Below are 23,709 nucleotides of genomic sequence, written 5' to 3'. Positions count from 1 at the left end.
ATAAACAGCATCGTCCCGTTGGCGGACGCCTTGATTGATGGGAGGATCGAGATGAGACGTCTTTATTTCCTCGCACCCGACACGACGACGGCGAAGGCGATCGTAGACGACTTGCTGCGCTCGCGAATCACATGGCGGCATATCCATGTTCTCGCGAATCACAGCGTCGCACTCGAAGAGTTACCCGAGGCAACTTTGCTGCAAAGCAGCGATGTCGTGCACTCGCTCGAACGCGGCGTGGCGCTCGGCGGTGCGACCGGAGCGCTCGTTGGCCTCGTGGCGCTGGCGTTTCCTCCCGCGGAGCTCGCCATTGCGGGCGGAGCCGTCGTCGCATTGACGTTGGCGGGTGCCGGCTTCGGGGCCTGGACGGCCGCGATGATCGGCGTCGGCGAACCGAACGCACAACTCGAGCGCTTTCGGGGCGCGATACGTGACGGCCAGCTCCTGATCATGGCCGACGTGCCTGGATCGCGCGAACAGGAGATCGAGCAGATGGTCGCGCAGCATGTACCGAAGGCCGATCTGGAGGGCGCGGAGCCCACGACGCCGATCTTCCCGTGAGAAGCGGCTGAGACGAGGCCATCGGCGTCAGCCGGATGGGTAACAGAGGCGTCCCGGCCGATGCCGTCGCGGGCAGCTTTCGTTAGAATCTGTTTTCGATTCTTTTACTCGTCAATTACTGGAGGCGAACGTGCCAGGTTTACTTCCCGATGTCGACCGCGAGGGACTCCTCGAATATTCGGTCGTGTACACCGACCGATCAATCAATCATATGTCGGAGCTCTTTCAAGGCGTCGTACGCGATATTTCCGCCTCCCTGAAAAAAGTCTACAACGCGAAGTCGACCGTGATCGTCCCCGGCAGCGGGACGTTCGGCATGGAAGCCGTCGCCCGGCAGTTCGCGACGAACAGGAAGTGTCTGGTCATCCGCAATGGCTGGTTCAGTTACCGCTGGTCGCAGATTTTCGACATGGGCGGCATTCCGTCTGAATCGATCGTGTTGAAGGCGCGCCCGGTCGGCGAGGGAAGGCAGGCCGCCTATGCCCCGGCTCCGATCGAAGAAGTGGTCGCTGCGATCAAGGAACACAAGCCGGACCTGGTGTTTGCGCCGCATGTCGAAACCGCATCCGGGGTGATGCTGCCCGATGCCTATATGCGCGCGGTGTCCGACGCCGTGCATGCGGTCGGCGGCATGTTCATTCTCGATTGCATCGCCTCCGGCACGATCTGGGTGGACATGCAGGCGAGTGGCATCGATGTCCTGATCAGCGCACCGCAAAAAGGATGGAGCGCGTCACCTTGCTGCGCCATGGTCATGCTCAGCCCGCTCGCCCGCGAACGAATCGACGCGACGACCAGCACCAGCTTCGCTTGTGATCTTCGCAAGTGGCTGCAGATCATGGAAGCGTACGAGAACGGCGGGTTCGCGTACCACGCCACGATGCCGACGGACAGTCTCGCGACGCTGCGCGACGTCATGAAGGAAACCGAAGCATATGGCCTCGACAAAGTGAGGGCAGAGCAGCTCGAACTCGGCAAGCGCATTCGCTCACTACTGAGCGACAAAGGCTTCAAAAGCGTGGCGGCCGAAGGTTTTCAGGCTCCGGGCGTCGTGGTCTGCTATACGGACGATGACGGCATACGATCCGGCAGGAAATTCGCCGATGCCGGTTTGCAGATCGCGGCCGGTGTTCCTCTTCAATGTGACGAGCCTGACGACTTCAAAACCTTCCGCGTAGGATTATTCGGCCTGGACAAACTGCATGACGTCGAAGGTTCGGTCGCCAGGTTCGCCAAGGCGCTGGACAGTATTCTCTAGCGCGTGTTTCCAAAGCATGTGCGCATGGCTCTGCCGGAATAGCTATGCGCACTCCAATGCCTGAGCTATAGCTGCGAACGTAGTTGTAGATGATCGGCTCCGCCGCTATACCACTTGCTTTCACCGAGTAGGAGATTTTGTGATTTCTACTGAGTCACTGGATCGTGACAACACACGCAAATCCTGTTTCCCTCTGGGTCGCGGAAATACGCGCCGTAATAGTTCGGGTGATAGTGCGCGCGCAAACCGGGAGGGCCTTCGCAAGAATCTGTGTTTGCCAACGCGGTAGCGTATGCGCTGTCGACTGAACGACGATCAGGCGCAAGCAATGCGACCATCTGGCCGTTTCCGTGTTCTGCTGAGTTGCCATCATAGGGCGTGCGGATAAGGAAAAGCGGTCGAGCCATACCACAGCCATCCTCGGCCCTTTAGGCGTTCGCGAGTGCCGGGCCTGCGAGTGGAAACCTGGAAGCTTCGATTAATGAATCTGTAATAGCGAGCGACAGAACCGTGCACGCATGCCCCATCTTGGGCGGACTAAGGAAAGCGCGCTCGCACATGGTGCCTGGGTACATGCCGCATTCGGCGAAGAAGCCTTCTGACGGTCCCGCCACCCAATCCTGCTCCGTTCCTCTCAACATCCATCTGATCGCCGTAAAACCCAACGCGCGGCGCCTCCGATAACTCTCCCGCTCCAATACCGTTCGTGCAAATGGCATGACAGTTGCTTTGAACGTCCCCGCGCGCTGAGCCACGGTCATCGTAGGCCAGCATCGGGATGGGCGATCAACGGAGAGGCAAATTGAAACTAATAACTGCGGTCATCAAGCCATTCAAGCTTGATGAGGCTCGTGAAGCCTTGTCATCGCTTGGCGTCTCTGGAATCACGGTGACGGAGGTCAAGGGCTTTGGGCGTCAGAAGGGCCACACCGAGATGTATCGGGGCGCGGAGTACGTCGTCGATTTCCTGCCGAAAGTGAAGATCGAGGTCGCCGTCCCGGATGACATCGTCGATCAGGCTATCGAAGCGATCGAGCGTGCGGCGCGTACGGGCAAGATTGGTGACGGGAAGATCTTCGTGACGCCGATCGAGCAGGTGATCCGGATCCGCACCGGCGAGACCGGCGCCGACGCCCTATAAAGACATTCGGACAAGAGGAAAGAGAGATGCGCAAACTGTTGATGACTTTGTTGATGGCGGGCTCATTGCTCGCGGGCGGGCTGAGCCCCGCATTCGCGCAAGACGCGTCGGCACCCGCGGCCGCCTCCGTGCCGGTCGCGCAAGCGTCCGCGGCTCCCGCGGCAGATGCCGCTGCATCGGCGCCGGCCGCGCCGACCGCACCGTTCTCGGTCGATTCGTCGAAGATCAACTCCGGCGACACCGCGTGGATGCTGACCTCCACCGCGCTGGTGCTGTTCATGACGATTCCGGGCCTCGCGCTGTTCTACGGCGGCATGGTCCGCAAGAAGAACGTGCTCGCGACGCTGATGCAAAGCTTCGCGATCACCTGTGTCGTGACGATCGTCTGGACCGTGATCGGCTATAGCATCGCGTTCACGCCGGGCGGCTCGTTCATCGGCGGGTTCTCGCGCGTGTTCATGACGGGCATGAACTACATCAAGGGCGACAAGGCCACGACGCTGACCGTCAGCCATCTCGCGCCGACGATCCCCGAGACGGTCTACTTCGTCTATCAGATGACCTTCGCGATCATCACGCCGGCGCTGATCACCGGTGCGTTCGCGGACCGCATGAAGTTCTCGGCGATGCTGGTGTTCATGACGCTGTGGTCGATCCTCGTCTACTCGCCGATCGCGCACATGGTGTGGGAACCGAGCGGCTGGCTGGCTAGCGCGGGGATCCTCGACTTCGCGGGCGGCACGGTGGTGCACATCAACGCCGGTATCGCGGGTCTGGTCTGCTGTCTGGTGCTCGGCAAGCGCGTCGGCTACGGCAAGGAAGCCATGGCGCCGCACAACCTGACGCTGACGCTGATCGGTGGCGCGATGCTGTGGGTCGGCTGGTTCGGCTTCAACGCGGGTTCGGCGGTAGCGGCGGACGGCCGTGCCGGCTTCGCGATGTTCGCGACGCAGGTGGCGACCGCCGCGGCGGCGCTCGCGTGGATGTTCGCCGAATGGGCGGCCAAGGGTAAGCCGTCGGTGCTCGGTATCGTGTCGGGCGCGGTCGCGGGTCTGGTGGCAGTGACGCCGGCGTCGGGCTTCGTCGGCACGGTCGGCGCGCTGGTGATCGGTATCGTTGCCGGTGTGGTCTGCTTCTGGTCGGCCACGTGGCTCAAGCACAAGCTCGGCTACGACGATTCGCTCGACGCGTTCGGCGTGCACTGCGTGGGCGGGATCGTCGGCGCGATCCTGACGGGCGTGTTCGCGGTCAAGGACATCGGTGGCGCGGACGGTGACGTGCTGCTGCAGCTCAAGGGTGTCGCGACGACGCTGATCTATAGCGGGGTGGTTTCGTTTGTCCTGCTCAAGGTAATCGACGCGGTGATGGGCTTGCGCGTTGCCGAGGAAGAAGAGCGCGAAGGACTGGATCTGGTGCTGCACGGAGAGGCGGTCGAATAACGGTTGCGCCGCGAATGGAGTGGGTACGACGGTCACAGTCGGTCGTGGCCTGGCACTGACAGCGCTCAGGCCACGACCGAAGCCGGAGCCCACTTCGTACTTGAGGCATGCGGGCGTCTGTCCCGTAGGCGCCCGTATTGCCGAAGTTCGGCCAGACGAGCGAGGAGGTCGTAGCGGGTTCGAGCAACCGGATATCCGCCAGCCAATGAAAAAGGATGATCAGCAGTATATTGCGGTACTGGTTGTTCTTATATCCCAAATCGCCTTTCTGGCAATGTTCGCATTCGCTGAGCATGTCGTCAGACATAACAAATGGATCGCCGCAGGATTTGGTTTCGACCTTCTATTCGGGCTGATTCTCTCGGTCGGTTTTGTCGGGACCTGGCGCGCGCGCTCTATCGATTCAGATTTTCTCGGCCTTCTTCTGGCCAATCCGGTCGAACTGGCTGTCGTTATTGCGACCGCCGGTCAGTTATTGGCCATTCTCCTTGTTTAAGGCGATCGGAAAGTACGCGTCGCGACATACGCTCAGCTATCGACATGGCTCGCGACAAAGCTCGCGAACGCGTTATACGGAAGCGGAAGCGCCGTGCCGTTGATCATCAGGCCGTAAGTGGAGTCCCCGCTATCGAGCTCGTAATACATCGCCGATTGGATGTTCTTCGTCTTTCTCGCCTGATAGTAACTGAGCAGACGCGAGCTGATGTAGTTGGCCCGGTATGCCTCGCTCTTCTCGGGCCCAGTGTTCCATTCCGAGATCATGAAGGGGACGCCATAGCGGGCCTTGCAATAGGTGGGCAAATCGAAGCCCGGGCCGGACCCGTCGGTGCCGATGTCGAAGATGTCGCCGTACACCTCGTAGTTGTGCCACGTAGTCAGGTCCCATTTCACGGTCGGATGGCCGCTCGTGCCATCGGGCTGTTTGCCATCCCACAGAGCGTCGGATGCGCCGGTATCCGCAACACAGAAGTTGACGCCGCACTTAGCGTCCGCCTGCACCGACTTCACTCCGTCGATCATGCCGCGCATCGCACCGCGCATCAGCGGCCAGTTCGCGTTGTTGAAGTCGGCCAGGCTCGTTCCCGCGCTGGTGGAGTCGAGAATGATCCCGTTCGCGCGCGTCAGTTCGTTGCCGCATTCATACATGGTCACGCCGTGGGGTTGCAATGCCGACGCGACCGTCACCGCGCAATTGAAGCCCCGCGTATAGGCCGCCGATTCACTCGTGAACAGGTTGCCGTTACCGTCGTAGATGCCGACGTCGACCAGCACGAAAAGCTTCAAGCCCGCCGGCTGGAATGCTTGCGCCAACGCCAGGACCTTGGCGAGTTGCGGTGCGTAGTCCGTACAGCTGAGCCGGTACGTCGAGCAGCCGAGGGCTTGCATGATCGATACGATATCTGAGGTCGAATACAGGTAGTCGTAATGCCCGTTGATACCGTGAAACGAGCCGGCCGGTGCCGCGGTCGCGATGCGCGGATCGTTGCATGGCAACCATTGATCGGCATCGCCGCATACATAGAACTGACCGCCGGTCGATTGTGCCCAGAACTTGCCGCCGTGCCACAGCAGCAGCGCTGCATTCGACATCGTGCCGACGGCACTGCGGTTGCGGTACACGACGCCGTTCACGACGGTCCATATCGAGCCGGCCTTGTCGATCAGATACGTCGCGGGTGGGATCATCGCGCCGTCGGCCGAGGTGCCGCCCAAACGCGGGTCGTTGCACGCGCGCCATGTCGTTCCATTCCATCCGTAAAACTGACCGCCGGTTCCCACGTGATAGATCGCATTCCCGTACCAGAGGATCAACGAGACGTTGTAGGTGTTGCCCGCCGCGATGCCGTTCCGGTAGACAGACCCGCCGACCAGGGTCCACGACGCGTTCTGACCGTCGATGATCACCGTCGCCGGCGGGATCGTCGTGTTCTGCGGCGAAGCGTTCGAAGCGTTGCCGGGCGACCCCGAGTTCGGGTCTGATCCAGAGCCGGAGCTGTCGCCCGAGGTCGAGCCGGACGTATCGGCGGGTCCCGTTCCATTCGATGGCGCCGGCGACGAGCCGTTCGCCACGGTGGTCGCGCTACCTGTCAAGGGCGCAATACTCGAGCTGGTGGTGCCGGTCGTGCCCGTCGAGGCCGCGATGCCGGAGGTTGCCGTGCCGGTGGACGGTGCTGCCCCCGTGCCCGACGGACTGGCGGAATTGCCCGTGGGAGAACCGCCGGTATCCTGCGTACCACTACTACCACCACCGCCGCCGCACGCGCTCAATACGACGCTTCCGCCGAACGCAGTAAGACAGCCAAGAAATTGACGTCGTCCAATCATGACAATAGCGCGGGCTGCCGCGAGGCGGCCCACGAGAAAATCTGGAGAGAGATGGGGAGTCCTGCGGGTCGCGAGTGCGTCGCGTGAGCCGTTCAGGACATTTGATGTGCGGTAGTGGATGGTCTTTCGTTGCTGCGACCGATCACTGAGTCCGGCAAGTCATGGCTGTCTGTCGGCACAAGTTGTGCGTGGGAGCAGGGTGGTGCGGAAATAAAATCTTTTCGCTCGCAATGGATGAACTGCGGAAAGATTTCACTCGCTGGGTGAGGGCGTGGGAATCGGGCGAGGTGTGGGCAGCGGCGGACCTGGCTGGCCGCCGCCTTTCGCTACCGGTAGATCGACAGCAGTCCCGAGCCGCGTGCGCAGCCCAGTAAGAGATCGCGTCTCGCTGGGAGTTCCTGCTCCGAACTCAACCTTCGAATTCGAGGCCGTGCGTGCAAAGTGCCGCTGTGATGCCGCCTATGCGCGATGCGGCCCGACGATGCCCAGCCGCGCAATGCGCCGGTACAGCGTCGCGCGCGATATGCCCAACGCCTGCGCGGCGGCGTTAGGCCGCCACTGGCAACGCGTGAGCGCCGCGACGATGCGTGCCCGCTCGTCGTCGGCGCTCGCTGGCGACGTGGAGTCCGCCCCGAGAGCCGGTGTCGCAGCGGGCGCGAGTTGCGCGGCGAAGTCCGGCGACACGTGCCGCAATTCGACGCGAGCCGAATCGCAGACCGCGCACGCATAGCGCAACACGTTGCGCAACTGCCGGATATTGCCGGGCCACGAGAAAGCGGCAAGACGGTCGGCGAATTGCGGATCGAGCATCAGCACGTGGCTGGCCGCCTGTGCTTCCTCGTTGAACACCGTATCGATCACATCGCGGATGTCGGTGCGCTCGCGCAGCGGCGGTATCCGCAGCGTCGCGCCGCTCAGGCGATAGTAAAGATCTTCGCGGAACGATCCGGCATCGACCATCTGCATCAGATCGCGGTGCGTCGCGCAGATCACGTCGATATCGACGCGCACCGGCGTGTCGCCGCCAAGCGGCACCACTTCGCCCTCGGCGAGCACGCGCAGCAGCCGTGTTTGCAGGCCGAGCGGCATGTCGCCGATTTCATCGAGAAACAGCGTGCCGCCATGCGCGAGCGCGATCTTGCCGCGCGCGCCGCGACTGCGCGCGCCGGTGAACGCGCCAGGCGCATAACCGAATAGCTCGCTCTCGATCAGCGGCTCCGGAATCGCGCCGCAATTCACCGCGACGAACGGCCGCGTGCGCCGCGAACCCGAGTCGTGCACCGCGTGCGCGAACACCTCCTTGCCGACTCCGGTTTCGCCGAGCAGCAGAACCGGCAGCCGCTTGCCGGCGATCCGCAAGGCGACTTCCGCGTTGCGCGCGACTCGTTCGTCCGAGCTGTGCAGAAAGCGGCTCATTGCGCCGATGCTGCTATCGGCGTGCAGATCGCCCGGCCGTGTCGTGACGAGCGGGCGAGCCGCGCGTCTCATCGGCGCGCGAATGCGTGCATACAGCATCGCTCCGGTCGAGCGCAGCCGCAGCGCCACGATCATGTCGGTGCGCGCGACGTCGTGCAGACGGACCTCGGACGTGTCGAATATCTCGTCGATGTGGCGCGGACCGTCGAGGCCCGCGATGCTCTCATGCGCCTTGCGGTTGGCGGCGGCGATGTTGCCGCATTCGTCGAATGCGATCAGCGCTTCGGGTTGCGCTTCGACGAAATGGCGGCTTTGATGGCCGAACAGCACCCAGTGCTGCGCGGTCTGGTTCAGGAAGTAGCCGTCCTCGATCAAACTCGCGCTTTGCCGCACCAGCTGAAACACCAGCCCCTGGCTGTCGCGGTTGTCGGGCGATCGGATCGCCGAGGCGTCGAGCACGCCGATCAATTCGCCGGTCGGCGCGAAGATCGGTGAAGCGCTGCACGTGAGCGTCGTGAACGCGGCGCGGAAGTGATCGGTCTTGTGCACCGTGATCGGCGCGAGATCGGTGAGCACATTCGCGATGCCACAGGTGCCTTCTTCGCGCTCGGACCAGCATGAGCCGATATGCAGCCCCGCATGCTTGAAATCGTTGCGCCGGTCGCGGTCGATCCGATAGTCGATCGTGACGCCGTGCGCGTCGGACAGCATCACGCAATAGTCGGCGACGCTAATCATTTCGTGCAACCGCGTCAGGCACTGGCCCGACGCGCGCAGAAAGGCTTCCTCCTTGCCCTGGACTTCACGCAGCTCGGCGGACGACAGCACGCGCGGGCCGATCGCGGAGCTGGGGTCGAGCCGGTACTGCTCGTACGAGCGTTGCCACGACGACACGAGGCGCGGCGAATTCGCTGGCGCGGGCAAGCGTCCTTCGATGGCCCCGCGTACGCGATCGACGTGCTGCGTTTGAGAAACATAGGGCATGGCCGGCTCCAGGCGAGCGACACCGAGTAGGGCGAGTCCCTGTCTTGTAGCACATCCGGAACGGGCAATCACATTGCGGCGCAGCACTCGAGCCGCGTGAGACGAACGTCTCAGAGACTGGCGAGACGCAGGTCGCATCGCGCAAACCCTTGTCTGGCGCGGTGCCGCGCAAGCGCCGCGACGTGCGTCGAGCCTTGCTCCGCGTCGCGAAGCGCGCTCGTGAGACACAGTGAACTGCGCGGCGCAGGTCTGATGAAAGCGGCCGCAAACGCCGATTCTCCGCGTCTGCCTTTTGGACACGGCGCTTCCGGCGCGTGCGCACGGCACGCAAGCAACTGGCCCGACCTTTGCAGTATCGCTGGCAGACGAAAGCAAACGCGATAGCAAGCGCAAAAGCGAGCGCGCTTCACCCAGCAAGTCCGCTTCGCAACTCGCGCACAGGAGACAAGCCAGTGTTATCCCCCATCACCGTCGGCGTGATCGCGAACCCGGCATCGGGCCGTGATATTCGACGCCTCACCACCCACGCTTCGGTGTTTCCGACCGCCGAGAAAGCGAACATGGTCGTGCGCCTGCTCGCGGGCCTCGGCATGCTCGGTGTCGCTCGCGTGCTGACCTTGCGCGACCGCACCGGTGTCGCCGCCTTGGTGCTGCGTGCGCTCGAAACCCATGCGGCCGTGGCCGAGCCGCAGCCCTGGCCGAAGGTCGAATTCCTCGAACTGCCGATCACGGACAGCGCGGCGGACACCCACGCGGGTGTCGCGCGAATGGTCGGCTCGGGTGTCGATCTGATCGCGGTGCTCGGCGGCGACGGCACGCATCGCGCGGTGGCCGCGCATTGCGGCGACGTGCCGCTGCTCACGCTATCGACGGGCACCAACAACGCATTTCCAGAAATGCGCGAAGCGACGGTGGCGGGCCTCGCGGGCGCGCTCGCCGCTTCCGGGCTCGTGCCGCCCGAGGTCGCGCTGACGCGCAACAAGCGTCTCGTGGTCCGCTGTGTCGCGGGCCCGAACAAGGGACGCGAGGAAATCGCGCTGGTCGATGTGTGCGTGAGCCGGCAGCGTTTCGTCGGTGCGCGGGCAGTCTGCGAGCCGGCGGATCTCGAAGCGCTGTTTCTGACGTTCGCGGCGCCGGACGGCATCGGCCTGTCGTCGATCGGCGGCGCGTGGGCGCCGGTCGAGCGCGGGGCGCCGTACGGGCTGCATCTGACGTTCGCGCGCGCGGGCGAATCCGGCGTGCCGATCTTCGCGCCGCTCGCACCGGGCCGTGTCGATCAGGTGACGATGCGCACCTGCGAGCGCTTCGAAGCGGGCTGCTGGACGCCGCTGCATACCGAACGAGGAACGCTCGCCTTCGACGGCGAGCGCGAGATCGAGCTCGAACGCGACGACCGCTACGAGATCGCGCTCGACTGGGCGGGACCGCTCACGGTCGATGTCGGCCGCACGCTGCGCTTTTGCGCGTCGCGGCAGTTGATGCGCGAAGCGGCGGCGCGTTGGAGGTAATCAAAGGAGGAAGCGAACGCTGGAAGCAAAGCCGGCTGAAGTAGCAGTGACCATCGAGATCATTCCAAGGAGACACACCATGTCTGTTTCGACGCAGTTGAGCAAGGAAAAGCTGCTGGAAGCGTACCGGATGATGCGCACGATCCGCGAGTTCGAGGAGCGTCTGCACGTCGAATTCGCGACCGGCGAGATACCCGGCTTCGTGCATCTGTATGCCGGCGAGGAGGCGTCGGCGGTCGGCACGATGATGCATCTGAACGACGCGGATTACGTTGCGACCACCCACCGCGGTCATGGCCACTGCATCGCGAAGGGCGTGGACGTGCGCGGCATGATGGCGGAAATCTACGGCCGCAGCACCGGCGTGTGCCGTGGCAAAGGCGGCTCGATGCATATCGCCGATCTGTCGAAAGGGATGCTCGGCGCGAACGGGATCGTCGGCGCGGGCGGTCCGCTCGTGTGCGGCGCCGCGCTCGCCGCGAAGCTAAAGAAGACCGGCGGCGTCGGCGTGTGCTTCTTTGGCGACGGTGCGTCGAACCAGGGCGTGATCTTCGAATCGATGAATCTGGCGTCCGTCTGGCGCCTGCCGGCGATTTTCGTCGCGGAGAACAACGGCTATGCGGAGGCGACCTCGTCGACGTGGTCGGTCGCGGCCGACAACATCGCCGACCGCGCGAGCGGCTTTGGGATGCCCGGCGTGATCGTCGACGGCTTCGATTTCTTCGCGGTGCACGAGGCGCTCGGCGCCGCGATCGAGCGGGCGCGCGGCGGCGGTGGCCCGACGCTCGTCGAAGTCAAGCTGTCCCGCTATTTCGGTCACTTCGAAGGCGATGCGCAAACCTATCGCGCACCTGGTGAGGTGCAGAAGCTGCGCGACGAAAAAGACTGCCTGAAGCGCTTCGAGGAGCGCGTGGTTCGCGCCGAAATGCTCAGCGCCGACGAATTGCGCGGCGTCGATGCCGAGGTGAAGCAGTTGATCGACGGCGCGGTGACGGAAGCGAAGGCCGCGCCTCTGCCGACCGCCGCTGACCTGCTGACCGACGTCTACGTGTCCTATCCGTAATCCACAGCGCGAACCATTCAATCAGGAGACAGTCATGGCACGGAAGATCACGTTTTCGCAGGCGATCAACGAAGCGCTGAGCCAGGAGATGGCGCGCGACGAAACCGTCATCGTGATGGGCGAGGACAACGCAGGCGGCGCCGGGTCCCCAGGCGAGCAGGATGCGTGGGGCGGTGTGCTCGGTGTGACGAAAGGGCTCTTTCACAAGTATCCGGGGCGCGTGCTCGACACGCCGCTATCCGAAGGCGGCTTCATCGGCGCGGCGGTCGGTGCGGCCGCATGCGGGATGCGTCCGGTGGCCGAGCTGATGTTCATCGATTTCATGGGCGTGTGCTTCGACCAGATCTTCAATCAGGCCGCGAAGTTTCGCTACATGTTCGGCGGCAAGGCAGTGACGCCGGTCGTGATTCGCACGATGCAGGGCGCGGGCCTGCGCGCGGCCGCGCAGCACTCGCAGATGCTGACATCGTTGTTCACCCACGTACCCGGCCTGAAAGTGGTGTGCCCGTCGACGCCGTACGACGCGAAGGGTCTGCTGATCCAGGCGATCCGCGACAACGACCCGGTCATCTTCTGCGAGCACAAACTGCTGTATGGCCGCGAGGGCGACGTGCCGGAAGAGTCGTATGCGATTCCGTTCGGCGAAGCGAACGTGGTACGCGAAGGCGACGACGCGACGATCGTCACCTATGGCCGCATGGTTCATCACGCGACCGATGCCGCCGAAAAGCTCGCGAAAGAGGGCATCCAGGCCGAGGTGATCGATTTGCGCACGACCTCGCCGCTCGACGAGGAAACGATATTGGAAAGCGCCGAGCGTACCGGGCGCGTCGTCGTGGTCGACGAGTCGAATCCGCGCTGCTCGATGGCGACCGATATCGCCGCGCTGGTCGCGCAGCGCGCGTTCCATTCGCTGAAGGCGCCGATCGAACTCGTGACCGCGCCGCATACGCCCGCGCCTTTCGCAGGCGTGCTCGAAGACCTGTATATCCCGTCGGCGGAAAACATCGCCGCGGCCGTGCGGAAAGTAAGGAGCTGAGCAATGCCGATTCACATGATCACGATGCCCAAGTGGGGGCTGTCGATGGAGCAGGGGCAGGTCAACGGCTGGCTGAAGGAGGTCGGCGAAAAGGTCGCGAAGGGCGACGAGATACTCGACGTCGAGACCGACAAGATTTCGTCGGGCGTCGAGTGCGCTTTCGACGGCACATTACGCCGGCAGATCGCGCAGCAGGGCGACACGCTGCCGATCGGCGCGTTGCTCGGCGTCGTCGCGGACGCCGAGACGTCCGACGCCGACATCGATGCTGCCGTCGAGGCGTTCCAGCGCGACTTCGTGCCGGCCGCCGCGGATGCCGCGGACGCGGGACCGCAGCCGGAAAAAGCGCAGATCGGCGGGCGCACCGTGCGTTACCTGAAGATCGGCGACGGCGGCACGCCCGCGGTGCTGATCCACGGCTTCGGCGGCGATCTGAACAACTGGCTATTCAACCATGCAGATCTCGCCGCGCACCGCGCCGTGTGGGCGCTCGATCTGCCGGGGCATGGCGAGTCGGGCAAGGCGCTCGACACGGGCAGCCTCGACGAGCTGGCGGACAGCGTGATCGCGTTTCTCGCTGACCGGGGCATCGAGCGCGCGCATCTGGTCGGCCATTCGATGGGCGGCGCCGTGTCGATGACGGTTGCCGCGAAGGCGCCCGAACGCGTCGCGTCGCTGGCCTTGATCGCGGGCGCGGGGCTCGGCGACGAGATCAACCGCGAGTACATCGAAGGCTTCGTCTCGGGCAGCAGCCGCAACACGCTGAAGCCGCATCTGGTGAAGCTGTTCGCCGACGGATCGCTGGTCACGCGGCAACTGGTCGAAGACATCGTCAAGTACAAGCGGCTCGAAGGCGTGAACGACGCGCTGCGCAAGATTGCGGCGTCCGCGTTCGAAGGCGGGGTGCAAAGCCGCGTCTATCGCGACCGGCTCGACACGCTCGCGCCGTGCACGCTGGTGATCTGGGGCGCGCAGGACCAGATCATTCCGGCCGCGCACGCGCAAGGGCTGCCTGCGCAGGTGCGCGTGCACGTGATCGACGGCAAGGGGCACATGGTGCAGATGGAGGCTGCATCGGACGTGAACCGCCTGCTCAACGAGTTCTTCGGATAACCGCGATGGACGCCGCTTGTCCTACCGACAGCTTCACGGCGCTTGGCCAGCATGGCAAGCGCAATCGCGACAAGCTCGCCCGCATTCCGGTGAAGATCGTGCCGGCGGACCATGCGGCCGTCTTGCCGAAGCCGCCCTGGCTGCATGCTCGGCCGATGATGAGCGAAACCGTCGCGGGCGTGGCGGCGGTGCTGCGCGAGCACAAGTTGCATTCGGTCTGCGAGGAGGCGATGTGTCCGAACATCGGCGAGTGTTTTGCGCAGCGCACCGCGACATTCATGATCATGGGCGGGATCTGCACGCGGCGCTGCGCGTTCTGCGACGTCGCGCATGGCCGGCCGCAAGCGCTCGACGACGACGAGCCCGCGCGGCTCGCCGACGCCGTCGCGGCGCTCGGGCTGCGCTACGTCGTGATTACATCGGTGGACCGCGACGATCTGCGCGACGGCGGCGCCGCGCACTTCGCGCGCTGTATCAAGCTCGTGCGCGAGCGCGTACCGGGAATTCGCGTCGAAATCCTGACGCCGGATTTTCGCGGGCGCATCGAGCGCGCGCTCGATGCGCTGTCCGGCGCGTGGCCGGACGTCTTCAATCACAACATCGAGACGGTGCCGTCGCTGTATCGGGCGGCGCGGGCCGGCGCGGACTATCGCGGCTCGCTCGAACTGCTGTCGCGCGCGAAACGCCAGAACCCGGCGGTATTGACCAAATCCGGGCTAATGGCCGGCCTTGGCGAGACCGACGGCGAATTGCTCGCGACGATGCGCGATCTGCGCGCGCACGACGTCGACGTGCTGACGATCGGTCAGTATCTCGCGCCGTCGCGGTATCACATGCCGGTGCGGCGATATGTGCCGCCCGCGACTTTCGACATGCTGCGCGATGAAGGTTTGAAGATGGGGTTCGTCGAAGTGGTGGCGGGGCCGCTCGTGCGTTCGTCGTATCACGCGGATCGGACGCCGCAAGGCCGCGCGCCAATCCCGTGAATACCTCCCCGTAACCTCGGCTTTTCGACCGATTGGCCGCCAGCCAGGTAGCCGACAATTGGTGGCTATACGAGGCGAGTCCCAGCGTGCGGCTGCCTCCCGGACGACGAAACGGTATTCGTCACCACGTGCACTTTGTCGAGGCAGACATGTCAAGCAACATTACGATCACGGACGAACTCGTAGCTGAAATCGCAAACCGGATGGCCGACGAGGGCCAAAAGGTGTCCCCCGTAGCCATCTGGTCCGAAGTCCATAGCGGTTCGGTGGTCGCGGTGTCCGCGGCATTGCGCAAGTGGCGCGAAACGCGCGCCGCGCGGGTGCCGCAGGTCGTCGAACGTCCTGCTTTGCCGGAAACCGTGACGGACACCATGCGCGAAGCGCTCGACCGGCTGTGGACGTCGGCGCAGGACGAAGCGGAACGCTCGGTGGCGCGACGCCTCGCCGCGATGCGCCAGCGTGTCGAAGACGCCAGCAACGAGCGCGACGAAGCGCTCGCCGAACTGCAAACCACCGTCCAGGAACTGGATGCGCTGCAAGTCCAGCTGGACAAGATGACCCGAGCCTACGACGAGAAGGTCGATGCCGTGGCCGGGCTGGAAGAGGACATCGCGCTCGCGGTGCAACGCACCGACGCAGCCGAGAAGCGCGCGCAGGAGCTGGCCGAGCGCGTTTCGCACCTCGAAGCGGAACTGGAGCGCGCGGAACAGGCCGCCGGGCGTGGAGCGATTGCGGGCGACGGGAGCGATGCCGCAGGCGAAGGCGAGGTGGCGAGCGAGTCGGCTGAGCCGGTTGTCGAAACGCCGGCAGGCGAAGCAGAGCGCGCGGCGCAGGAAGCGGAGCATGCCGAAGCGGTCGCTCGTCTTCAGAGCGAGCTCGAAGCGATTCGCGCGGAGCTGCAGGCCGAGCAGGAAGCGCATGCGGCTCGACGCGAAGAGATCGCGGGCGCGCAGGCCGAACGGGATGCCGCCGCGCTCGAATTGCAGAATGCCCAGACGCAAATCGCCACCCTGAGCGATGAGCGCGATGCGGACGCCTCCGAAATCGCGCGGTTGTCGGCCAGCTTGTCCGAAGCGCAGGAACGTGCCGACGCGGAGCAGCAGCGCGCGGCCGAACTGGCCGAAAGCGCGGCGGCGAGCGAGAAGGCCGAGGACGTGGAATCGGCGTCGTCGGCGGGTGTCGACTCGCAGGAACTCGAAGCACTGAAGGCGCAGATGTCGCGCGACGCGGAAGCGCATGCCGCCGCGATTGCCGAAGCACGGGAGACCGTCAGGAAATGGTCCGACTACTCGAACGCACTGAAGCAGCAGCTGACTCAGGCGAATGAAAAAATGGTGGTCGTTCTTGCCCGCGGCGCAGGCGAAGCGACCTTGAGCCGCCGGCTTTCCGCTGAACTCAGTCAGGTCAAGCCGGAGCATGAATTGCTGCGCAAGGAGATCCAGCAGCAAGTGATCGTCGAAACGATCACCGCTCACCTCGAGAAACAAGGCTACCGCTACGACGAGCAGACGGGTGCGGTGTCGAAGCTGAACACCGAAAGCTCGCCTGCGTGACGGGATCGTTGATGTGATGGCGCGCGTCGCGGGAATGGCGACGCGCAATGGGCTCGTAGGGAGGGCGGCGGTGTCGAAGGCTGGGTCCGCTCACTCGGCAGCGGGAACACCTGCCGGAGAAGTATGGCGGGCGCGCGAGCCGTCGTTCGATGCAAACAGGTAGTAGGTCACTGCCGTCGCCACCAGTCCGACGATCCACGAGACGTCCGCGCCGCCCATGATCGATGCCCACGGACCGTGGAGGAAGCTCTCCTCCATGAACGGGACCTGAACCGCGATGCCGAAGACGTAAATCGCGATGGCCTTGAAATTGAACGAACCGTACACGCCGCCGTTACTGCTGATGATTTCCGACACGCGGTAGCGCCGGTTGCTGATCAGGTAGAAGTCGACGAGATTGATCGCTACCCATGGCGCGAGCACGATTCGCATCGCGAAGATCGCGGTCAGGAAGATCGCGATAAAGTTGCTCGAAGCCCACAACGCAGTGACGGTAGACGAAATCAGCAGCACCGTCGACACGACGATGCGAACGTTGCGGCCCGGCACCCAGTTTGGACGGAACGTTTGCGCGGCGGTAATGAACGACAACACGCCGCCATACAGATTCATGCCGTTGTGGCCGATGATATTGACCAGGAACAGCAAGATCAGCACGTAGCCGAACAGGCCGGTTTGCGTGCGGATGGCTTGCATCGCATCGGTGGCGTGGCTGGTGCTGATCGCAAGTACGCCGAACAGGAACGCGAAGATCGTGCCGAGCGACGTGCCGAAATACGTGAACGCGAAGGTCTTCATAAAGCCGGTGGTGGCCGGAAGGTAGCGCGAATAGTCGGACGTGTAGGGCGCGAAGCTGATCTGCCAGACGGCACAAAGTCCGAACATCGCGAACCAGTTCGACAGATCGAAATGGCCTTGCTGAAGAATTCGCGCGTCGAGACCAGGCGCCATCATGATCATGCCGATCACCAGCGCGCCGCCCATGAACCATGCGCCCACCTTGTTGAAGCGGTGGATGAAGTGATAGCCGATAACGCCGACCAGCGTGGCGAGAATCGCGCCCAGCACGGTGCCAAGCGCCACCGGTACCACAGGGACAGCGGTGTGCAGCGTCTTGCCCGCGAGGATGATGTTCGAGACGAAGAAGCCGAGATAAATCAGCGTGGTGAAGCCGACCACGAGCAGCGAGCCATAACGGCCGAACTGCGCGCGGCTTTGAATCATCTGCGGCACGCCGACTAGCGGGCCTTGCGCGGAGGTCAGCGCATGGAAGACCGCGCCGAAGAACTGGCCGGCGGCGATCGCGAGAATCGAGCTCACCACATCGAGGTGAAAGACGAGTACGGAAGTCGCACCGGAAATCACCGCGAGCGGCGCGACGTTCGTGCAGAACCACAGGGTGAAAAGATCGACCGGTTTGCCGTGCCGATCCGACGGAGCGACGTACTCGATCGAGTTGCTTTCAATGGCCAGAACGCTGTTGTCGTTCGACGGGCTTTTCATAGTGTCTCCATCTTTATCGCACAGGCGTGCGCGATGCCACGTTCGATAGACGTGACATGGCGTTGCCCTCTATGGCTTTGAAACGGTGCTGCGGGGGAATGGACCGCGCGTTGGACTCAGCGCATCACGAACGGATCGCTGATCGGTTCGTCCGAGGTGCGCAGCCATACCGACTTCGTCGTCGTGTATTCGAGCGCCGCGGCCAAGCCGCCTTCGCGGCCGTGGCCAGACAGGCCGAAGCCGCCGAACGGCACCAGCGGCGACACCGCGCGATAGGTGTTGATCCACACGATCCCCGAGCGTACGCGCTTCGACACGCGATGCGCGCGAGTCAGGCTGGTGGTGAAAATGCCCGCGGCGAGACCGTAGGCGGTGCTGTTCGCCTTGTCGATCGCTTCCTGCTCGGTGGTGAACGTATCGACCGAAAGAACCGGCCCGAACAGCTCCGTCGTGATGCTGTCGGCGTTGCTTACGCCGGTGCAGTCGAGAATCGTCGGCGCGTAGTAGTAGCCGTCGCGCGCGAGCGCGTTGCCTCCGGCGAGTACCCTGGCGCCCTGGCGTACCGAGTTCGCGACGGCCTTCTCGATGTTGCGCAGTTGCCTCTCGGTGCAAAGCGGTCCGTACTCGGTCGACATCTCGTTGGGCGAACCCACGCGGATGCGCGATACACGCTCCACCAGCAGGGCGAGAAACCGCTCTTTCACGGAGGCTTCGATCAGCAGCCGCGAGCCCGCCACGCAGCTTTGGCCGCTCGCCGCGAAGATGGCCGCGACCTGCGCGTTCACGGCGCTCTGGATATCGGTATCGGCGAACACGATGAAGGGCGACTTGCCGCCCAGTTCGAGCGACACCTTCGCGAGGTTGTTCGAGGTATTCGACACGATGTGCCGCGCAGTTTCCGGGCCGCCCGTGAACGCAACCTTGTCGACCTTCGGATGGCCGCTGAGTACCGCGCCGCATTCCGGCCCGAAGCCGGTGATCACATTGACGACGCCCGGCGGGAAGCCGGCTTCGTGCACCAGCTTCGCGAATTCGAGCAGCGGCCCCGGCGCTTCCTCGGACGCCTTGAGCACGACCGTGCAACCGGCGGCGAGCGCCGGTCCGAGCTTGACGGCGGACAGGAACAACTGGCTGTTCCACGGCACGATCGCGGCGACCACGCCGACGGGCTGCCGTTCGAGCCACACCTGCATGTCCGGCTTATCGACGGGAATGCTGCTGCCTTCGAGCTTGTCGGCGATGCCGGCGTAGTAGCGGTAATACTCGGCGACGTAGGCGATCTGGCTGGAGGTCTCGCGAATGATCTTGCCGGTATCGTTCGTTTCAATTTCAGCGAGTCGCGGCGCAGCCTTCTCGACGAGCCCGGCCAGTTTGTACAGCAGCTTGCCGCGCGCCGACGCGGTGAGGCCGGCCCACGCGGAATCGGTGAGCGCGCGATTGGCCGCCTCGACCGCGCGGTTGACCTGCTCGGTGCGTGCTTCGGGCATCTGCGCCCATGCTTTGCCGGTGGCCGGGTTCACGCTCGCGAACGTGGCGGCGCCGGGTTCGAACTGTCCGTCGATATACAGCTGAAAATGCGAATCCATGGCGTCGGCCCCTTACCGGAATGCAGGCATCACGTCGTTGATCATGCGTTCGAGCGATGCCTTCTTGCGCTCGAAGCTCATGCCCGTGTCGATCCAGAACGAGTACTCGTCGAAGCCGAGTGCCTCGTATGCCCTCAGGCGCGCGATCACTTCCTCGGGCGTGCCGATCACGTTGTTCTTGCGCATCGCCGCGGGCGTATAGAACGGATGAGCAGCGATCTCTTCCGGGCTCAGCGTCTTGATCATGCCGCGGCTTACCGGTCTCTCGTTCTTGAACCACGCGCCGAAGTAGTTGTAGAACGTGTTCACTTCGTCGGCGGCGATCTGCGCGTCGTTTTCGCTGCTCGCCACATACGTGTGACGCAGCAGCATGATCTGCGGGCGCGGCAGGTTGCTGAACTTCTCGCACGCGGCGTTGAAGTGGCCAACCAGCTTCTCGACCTCTTCGTCGCCCAGATGCAGCGGCGTCACCTGCACGTTGCAACCGTTGGACACCGCGAATTCGTGGCTGTTCGGATCGCGCGCGGCCACCCAGATTGGCGGGTGCGGGCGCTGCAGCGGCAGCGGCGAAGACGTCGTGGCAGGGAATTCCCAGAATTCGCCTTCGTGCGCGTAATCGCCTTCCCAAAGCTTTTTCACGGCCGGGATCAGTTCGCGCATGCGTTGACCCGCGCCCCACGCGTCGAGCCCCGGATGCAGGCGTTCGTATTCGAACGAATACGCGCCGCGCGCGATGCCCAACTCCAGCCGGCCGTTCGAAATGATGTCTGTCATCGCGGCTTCGCCGGCCAGCTTGATCGGATGCCAGAACGGCGCCACCACCGTGCCGGTGCCGAGCCTCACGTGCTTCGTCTTGTTGGCGAGGTCCGCGAGATTGATGAACGGATTCGGCGCGATCGTGAAGTCCATGCCGTGGTGCTCGCCGGTCCAGACAGCGTGCATGCCGCCGCGATCGGCAATCTGGCAAAGCTCGACCATTTCGTCATACAGCTGCTTCTGACTGGTCTGCTCGGAGACGCGCTCCATGTGAACGAAGAGGGAAAATCGCATGATGTGACCTTTCAGGAATGAAGCGGGCGGACTGTGCCGTTGCTATGGTCGCCGAAGTACAACCCGTAGCTCTTCAACCGGCTTTCCTCGCGGTAGCGGTGCAGCATGCTGGCTAACGCGCTGTCCTGCAACGCTTGCGTGTCGATGTCGTCGAGGCTGATGAATTTGCCCGAAGCGTGACCCGAAGCGGCGAGTTCATCCGGTGCGCTGCACAGGAACGAGATGTACTGATATTGGGTTTCGGTGTTGTTGTAGGCCGAATAGATGAAGCTTGCCGATGCGTCGGGCTGGTACTTCTCGAAGATCTCGGCGAGTGCCTTGTCGGCGCCTTCGTTGCCGATCTGTTTCGATGGAAGTCCCCATTTGTCGTCTGCTGTTTTGACGAGCAGCACTTTGTCGTCGCGCGCGATGATCGCGCTGACGATCACCTTCGGGCCCGCGATGACTTCGGCCGACACTCTGGCCGGCGTGAAATAGCCGCCGCGGTAGTAGCCGAGACCCGCGCACCCGGCCGAATGGAACGCCTCGACCTTGCCGACGATCAGCGCATGGTCGCCCGCGTCGATCACCGCGTGCGTCGTGCAGTCGAACCACGCGCTGACGTCGTCGATCAGCGGGTTGCGGTTTTGGCTCAGATGCCAGGCCACGTTGGCGAAGCGATCGTCGCTCGGTCGCGCGAAAATGTTGGACAGATCTTTTTGCCCTTCCGCGAGGATGTTGATCGCGAAGTGCCCGCTGGTGGAAAACGTCTGAAAGTTGCTCGACGTCTTCGCGATGCTCACCAGCAGCAATGCGGGGTCGAGCGAAACGGACGAAAACGAATTGGCGGTGAAGCCGAGCGGCTTGCCGTCGTCACTCGCGGTGGTCACGATCGTCACGCCGGTCATGAACGCGCCGAACGCGTCGCGCAGCTCGCGCGTGTTGAGTTTCGGCGCTTCCTGGCTAGCTACCTGACTAACATGCTGGCTCGTCTGTTGGCTCATTTCACACTTCCAATTCGTGGTCTTGCGTCTGCGGCGTCGTCTGCAACCAGGCACGCAGGGCGCGATTGACTTCGCGAGGCGCGGTCAGATTCACCATGTGTCGCTCGTTGTCGATCACGACCGCGTGGCCGTGACGGGCGGCTTGCGCCATCTGTCTGGCCATCGCCGGGGTCGAGTTCGGATCGTCGGAACCGGTGAGCACGAGAGCAGGGCGGGCGATTGTGTTCCAGCCGTCGGCATATACGTCGTCGCCGTTCGCGAAGGCCGTATAGGCGGTCGCGTAGCCACACAGGTCCGCCGACTTCAGCCACGACTCGACCCGTTGCGCGGCAACCCGTTGCGATTCCTCGGCCGTGAACCAGCGCTGCAACGGTGTTGCCACATCGACGGCGCCCGAGCGCAGTTCGGCCGCGCGACGCAGCACGGCATCGCGCGCTTGCGCGGTGCGCCGATACACACCGTTCAACACGGCGACGCGCTTGACCAGATCGGGCCGCGTGACCGCGACGCCCGCCGCGATCAACGAACCCATCGAGTGACCGGCCAGATTGACGGGGCCCATATCCAGCGCCTCGATGAAACTCGCTGCCCACTCGACGAACTGTTGCAAGCCGGCGCCCGGTTCGAGCGGATCGCTTCGACCGTGGCCGGGCATATCGACCGAGATCACCCGGAACTCGGGCGACAGCGCTTCGATCTGCGGATACCACGCGTGCGCCTGCATGCCCACGCCGTGGATCAGCACCAGCGGTTCGCCGCTGCCCTGTTCCAGATAGTGCGCGACGCGCTTATTTGACAGCTGCAGGGTTCTTGACGTCATTTCCGAGCTCTGCGAGGTCTTTGTAGCGATCGCCAATGCGGTGATGCGGACGGCCGCCAGTAGCAGCGCCAATCGCGATCACGAGTTCGTCTGCGGCCGGCGCGTCCGCAATCGCAAACTGCAGCGTCAGATAGTGCGAACGGCGGCCTTCGTCGTTCTTGTCCATCATCGGGATCAGCAGCGGCGCATTGGCGGGGCCGCGCGTGTTGTTGAACGCCAGATACGACTTCGCACCGACGGCCGAGCGATACGTGTTGCCGAAGTGCAGTGTGTGGATCAGCGCGGACGCGTGCTCGATCTCGCCCGCAAGGCCGACGATCGCGCTCTTGCCGAACGCTTCGACCGCTTCGCCGGAACCGGCTTCGTCGATGATCAGCCTGGTCAGGTGCTCGCTCAGTTGCGGCGCGAGCGCGCGAATCTCCGGCGACAGGTCTTCCACATAACCGCGGCCCGCCCACGGGTTCTTGATCACGGCGGCCGCGCCGATCATTTTCAGCGGCTTCGCGGCGACCTTGTCGCCGTCGACGAAGACGGTCTCGACATGGAGGATGGATTTGCGAATCAGGCTCATGGCAGCTTCCTGCGTGGGTTGGATGTGTGAGGCATTGTGGTATACCATGTTACGGCATGCCATGAGTGTTAACCCGCGGCGTCGGCGGAAGCCGCGTCGGGCGGGGAGAAGGGCGTTTTTGCGAGGGATTTGACGGCGAGCAGCGACGCCAAAAACACGCAGCGCGCGGTTTGTCAGACCATCAAGGAAGCGGCAGGCATTGCGCAAACCATTCCGGATTTAGAAGGAGGAGATATGGCTGCATATTGGATCGCCCACGTAACCGTGCTCGACGCGGCGAAATACAAGGGCTACACGGACATCGCACCGCAGGCGTTCAACAAGTACGGCGCGGTGTTTCTCGCGCGCGGCGGCGCGTCGGAGGTGCTGGAAGGCGAGTCGTTCGAGCGGCACGTCGTGATTCGCTTCAGGGACATGCAAACGGCGCTCGACTGCTATCACTCGCCGGAGTATCAGGCCGCCAAACAGAAGCGCGATGGACATTGCCGGGCGCAGATCACGATCGTGGAGGGCTTGGTGGATGTTTGAAAACAAAACGTGTCCTGACGAAAATGGCTAAGTCACTGTTTGTATGAATATTCGTTCTTCCTCGCAATTCCCTCGTTGCAAACAAATATGGTCTAGGCGCGCGGCGCGCTGCAAAAACGGATTTGCAAATGAAAATCTGTACTGACGTCCTTGGGGCGTGCCGCGCAGCCAGGCACGCAGCAAGTTCTTATCGGGGAAAGCTGCCAGGGTTCGCTTTGCGATGACCTCCTCGCCTGCCGGCATCAGTTCGGATATCGATGTACGTGCTGACTGTACTGTCAA

General features: G+C 63.6%; 20 protein-coding genes and 1 pseudogene. 12 read left to right on the top strand and 9 right to left on the bottom strand.

Annotated elements, in window-relative coordinates; genetic code table 11:
* Nucleotides 1–51: 51 nt before the first annotated feature.
* Both QFZ94_RS34675 and QFZ94_RS34670 read left to right on the top strand, forming a co-directional pair.
* Nucleotides 52–561, top strand: a complete 510-nt coding sequence (locus QFZ94_RS34675) for a DUF1269 domain-containing protein (protein WP_429462579.1) — start codon at nucleotides 52–54, stop codon at nucleotides 559–561.
* Nucleotides 562–691: 130 nt separating this feature from the next.
* Nucleotides 692–1,819 carry an aminotransferase class V-fold PLP-dependent enzyme gene (locus QFZ94_RS34670; protein ID WP_429462577.1) on the top strand — a complete coding sequence of 376 codons (1,128 nt, stop codon included), beginning with the start codon at nucleotides 692–694 and terminating at the stop codon, nucleotides 1,817–1,819.
* A gap of 146 nt (nucleotides 1,820–1,965) precedes the next feature.
* Here QFZ94_RS34670 and QFZ94_RS34665 read toward each other — a convergent pair.
* Nucleotides 1,966–2,229 (bottom strand): annotated as a pseudogene (locus QFZ94_RS34665) (VOC family protein); the annotation flags it as partial.
* 392 nt (nucleotides 2,230–2,621) lie between these two features.
* Here QFZ94_RS34665 and QFZ94_RS34660 point away from each other — a divergent pair.
* The 3 genes from QFZ94_RS34660 to QFZ94_RS34650 all read left to right on the top strand — a co-directional run bounded on the left by QFZ94_RS34660 (nucleotide 2,622) and on the right by QFZ94_RS34650 (nucleotide 4,895).
* Nucleotides 2,622–2,960 carry a P-II family nitrogen regulator gene (locus QFZ94_RS34660; protein ID WP_368583888.1) on the top strand — a complete coding sequence of 113 codons (339 nt, stop codon included), beginning with the start codon at nucleotides 2,622–2,624 and terminating at the stop codon, nucleotides 2,958–2,960.
* A 26-nt stretch (nucleotides 2,961–2,986) separates the two neighbouring features.
* Nucleotides 2,987–4,399, top strand: coding sequence for an ammonium transporter (locus tag QFZ94_RS34655; RefSeq protein WP_429462575.1), 1,413 nt, complete (start codon nucleotides 2,987–2,989; stop codon nucleotides 4,397–4,399).
* Between the two features lie 205 nt (nucleotides 4,400–4,604).
* The gene (locus QFZ94_RS34650; RefSeq protein WP_429462573.1) at nucleotides 4,605–4,895 is read left to right on the top strand and encodes a hypothetical protein; all 291 of its coding nucleotides are present in this window, start codon (nucleotides 4,605–4,607) and stop codon (nucleotides 4,893–4,895) included.
* Between the two features lie 32 nt (nucleotides 4,896–4,927).
* On the opposite strand, the gene QFZ94_RS34645 is transcribed toward QFZ94_RS34650, so the two are convergent.
* Both QFZ94_RS34645 and QFZ94_RS34640 read right to left on the bottom strand, forming a co-directional pair.
* Entirely contained in the window at nucleotides 4,928–6,724 is a 1,797-nt protein-coding gene (locus tag QFZ94_RS34645; protein WP_429462571.1) for a hypothetical protein, read from the bottom strand.
* Nucleotides 6,725–7,183: 459 nt separating this feature from the next.
* Entirely contained in the window at nucleotides 7,184–9,124 is a 1,941-nt protein-coding gene (locus tag QFZ94_RS34640) for a sigma-54-dependent Fis family transcriptional regulator (RefSeq protein ID WP_429462569.1), read from the bottom strand.
* 452 nt (nucleotides 9,125–9,576) lie between these two features.
* On the opposite strand from QFZ94_RS34640, the gene QFZ94_RS34635 reads away from it, so the two are divergent.
* The 6 genes from QFZ94_RS34635 to QFZ94_RS34610 all read left to right on the top strand — a co-directional run bounded on the left by QFZ94_RS34635 (nucleotide 9,577) and on the right by QFZ94_RS34610 (nucleotide 16,386).
* Complete coding sequence (locus QFZ94_RS34635) at nucleotides 9,577–10,632, top strand: ATP-NAD kinase family protein (RefSeq protein WP_429462567.1); 1,056 nt, start codon at nucleotides 9,577–9,579, stop codon at nucleotides 10,630–10,632.
* A 79-nt stretch (nucleotides 10,633–10,711) separates the two neighbouring features.
* Nucleotides 10,712–11,695, top strand: a complete 984-nt coding sequence (locus QFZ94_RS34630; protein ID WP_013094295.1) for a thiamine pyrophosphate-dependent dehydrogenase E1 component subunit alpha — start codon at nucleotides 10,712–10,714, stop codon at nucleotides 11,693–11,695.
* Between the two features lie 34 nt (nucleotides 11,696–11,729).
* Nucleotides 11,730–12,734, top strand: coding sequence for an alpha-ketoacid dehydrogenase subunit beta (locus QFZ94_RS34625; RefSeq protein ID WP_429462565.1), 1,005 nt, complete (start codon nucleotides 11,730–11,732; stop codon nucleotides 12,732–12,734).
* 3 nt (nucleotides 12,735–12,737) lie between these two features.
* Entirely contained in the window at nucleotides 12,738–13,847 is a 1,110-nt protein-coding gene (locus tag QFZ94_RS34620) for an acetoin dehydrogenase dihydrolipoyllysine-residue acetyltransferase subunit (protein ID WP_429462563.1), read from the top strand.
* Nucleotides 13,848–13,852: 5 nt separating this feature from the next.
* Nucleotides 13,853–14,833 carry a lipoyl synthase gene (gene lipA, locus QFZ94_RS34615; protein ID WP_429462561.1) on the top strand — a complete coding sequence of 327 codons (981 nt, stop codon included), beginning with the start codon at nucleotides 13,853–13,855 and terminating at the stop codon, nucleotides 14,831–14,833.
* Nucleotides 14,834–14,982: 149 nt separating this feature from the next.
* Complete coding sequence (locus QFZ94_RS34610; protein ID WP_429462559.1) at nucleotides 14,983–16,386, top strand: DNA-binding protein; 1,404 nt, start codon at nucleotides 14,983–14,985, stop codon at nucleotides 16,384–16,386.
* 90 nt (nucleotides 16,387–16,476) lie between these two features.
* Here the strand turns inward: QFZ94_RS34610 and QFZ94_RS34605 are convergent, their stop codons facing one another.
* The 6 genes from QFZ94_RS34605 to QFZ94_RS34580 form a co-directional block, all read right to left on the bottom strand.
* Nucleotides 16,477–17,889 carry a purine-cytosine permease family protein gene (locus tag QFZ94_RS34605; RefSeq protein ID WP_429462557.1) on the bottom strand — a complete coding sequence of 471 codons (1,413 nt, stop codon included), beginning with the start codon at nucleotides 17,887–17,889 and terminating at the stop codon, nucleotides 16,477–16,479.
* A 116-nt stretch (nucleotides 17,890–18,005) separates the two neighbouring features.
* On the bottom strand, nucleotides 18,006–19,475 hold the full coding sequence (locus QFZ94_RS34600; RefSeq protein WP_429462555.1) for an aldehyde dehydrogenase: 1,470 nt from the start codon (nucleotides 19,473–19,475) through the stop codon (nucleotides 18,006–18,008).
* Nucleotides 19,476–19,487: 12 nt separating this feature from the next.
* Nucleotides 19,488–20,525: an LLM class flavin-dependent oxidoreductase gene (locus QFZ94_RS34595; RefSeq protein ID WP_429462553.1), complete on the bottom strand. Its 1,038-nt coding sequence runs from the start codon at nucleotides 20,523–20,525 to the stop codon at nucleotides 19,488–19,490.
* An 11-nt stretch (nucleotides 20,526–20,536) separates the two neighbouring features.
* Nucleotides 20,537–21,508: a flavin reductase gene (locus QFZ94_RS34590; protein ID WP_429462551.1), complete on the bottom strand. Its 972-nt coding sequence runs from the start codon at nucleotides 21,506–21,508 to the stop codon at nucleotides 20,537–20,539.
* A 1-nt stretch (nucleotide 21,509) separates the two neighbouring features.
* Entirely contained in the window at nucleotides 21,510–22,328 is an 819-nt protein-coding gene (locus QFZ94_RS34585) for an alpha/beta fold hydrolase (protein ID WP_368583872.1), read from the bottom strand.
* Nucleotides 22,297–22,899 carry an amino acid synthesis family protein gene (locus QFZ94_RS34580; protein WP_176125497.1) on the bottom strand — a complete coding sequence of 201 codons (603 nt, stop codon included), beginning with the start codon at nucleotides 22,897–22,899 and terminating at the stop codon, nucleotides 22,297–22,299. Before QFZ94_RS34580 ends, QFZ94_RS34585 begins: the two co-directional genes overlap by 32 nt.
* A gap of 129 nt (nucleotides 22,900–23,028) precedes the next feature.
* Between QFZ94_RS34580 and QFZ94_RS34575 the strand changes: the two genes are divergently transcribed.
* Nucleotides 23,029–23,427, top strand: coding sequence for a DUF1330 domain-containing protein (locus tag QFZ94_RS34575; RefSeq protein ID WP_429462549.1), 399 nt, complete (start codon nucleotides 23,029–23,031; stop codon nucleotides 23,425–23,427).
* Nucleotides 23,428–23,709: the final 282 nt, after the last annotated feature.

Source organism: Paraburkholderia sp. JPY465, from assembly GCF_050436725.1.
Lineage (GTDB): Bacteria > Pseudomonadota > Gammaproteobacteria > Burkholderiales > Burkholderiaceae > Paraburkholderia > Paraburkholderia youngii.
The sequence above is the reverse complement of the archived record's forward strand: the minus strand, read 5'-3'. Positions and strand labels throughout refer to the sequence as shown.

Bases quoted from the DNA above. Each gene is read 5' to 3' on its own strand.
- QFZ94_RS34655 (WP_429462575.1), top strand. From the start codon at position 2,987: ATGCGCAAACTGTTGATGACTTTGTTGATGGCGGGCTCATTGCTCGCG.
- QFZ94_RS34600 (WP_429462555.1), bottom strand. From the start codon at position 19,475: ATGGATTCGCATTTTCAGCTGTATATCGACGGACAGTTCGAACCCGGC.
- QFZ94_RS34590 (WP_429462551.1), bottom strand. From the start codon at position 21,508: ATGAGCCAACAGACGAGCCAGCATGTTAGTCAGGTAGCTAGCCAGGAA.
- QFZ94_RS34610 (WP_429462559.1), top strand. From the start codon at position 14,983: ATGTCAAGCAACATTACGATCACGGACGAACTCGTAGCTGAAATCGCA.
- QFZ94_RS34605 (WP_429462557.1), bottom strand. From the start codon at position 17,889: ATGAAAAGCCCGTCGAACGACAACAGCGTTCTGGCCATTGAAAGCAAC.
- QFZ94_RS34675 (WP_429462579.1), top strand. From the start codon at position 52: ATGAGACGTCTTTATTTCCTCGCACCCGACACGACGACGGCGAAGGCG.
- QFZ94_RS34640 (WP_429462569.1), bottom strand. From the start codon at position 9,124: ATGCCCTATGTTTCTCAAACGCAGCACGTCGATCGCGTACGCGGGGCC.
- QFZ94_RS34595 (WP_429462553.1), bottom strand. From the start codon at position 20,525: ATGCGATTTTCCCTCTTCGTTCACATGGAGCGCGTCTCCGAGCAGACC.
- QFZ94_RS34630 (WP_013094295.1), top strand. From the start codon at position 10,712: ATGTCTGTTTCGACGCAGTTGAGCAAGGAAAAGCTGCTGGAAGCGTAC.
- QFZ94_RS34580 (WP_176125497.1), bottom strand. From the start codon at position 22,899: ATGAGCCTGATTCGCAAATCCATCCTCCATGTCGAGACCGTCTTCGTC.
- QFZ94_RS34625 (WP_429462565.1), top strand. From the start codon at position 11,730: ATGGCACGGAAGATCACGTTTTCGCAGGCGATCAACGAAGCGCTGAGC.
- QFZ94_RS34650 (WP_429462573.1), top strand. From the start codon at position 4,605: ATGAAAAAGGATGATCAGCAGTATATTGCGGTACTGGTTGTTCTTATA.
- lipA (WP_429462561.1), top strand. From the start codon at position 13,853: ATGGACGCCGCTTGTCCTACCGACAGCTTCACGGCGCTTGGCCAGCAT.
- QFZ94_RS34585 (WP_368583872.1), bottom strand. From the start codon at position 22,328: ATGACGTCAAGAACCCTGCAGCTGTCAAATAAGCGCGTCGCGCACTAT.
- QFZ94_RS34645 (WP_429462571.1), bottom strand. From the start codon at position 6,724: ATGATTGGACGACGTCAATTTCTTGGCTGTCTTACTGCGTTCGGCGGA.
- QFZ94_RS34620 (WP_429462563.1), top strand. From the start codon at position 12,738: ATGCCGATTCACATGATCACGATGCCCAAGTGGGGGCTGTCGATGGAG.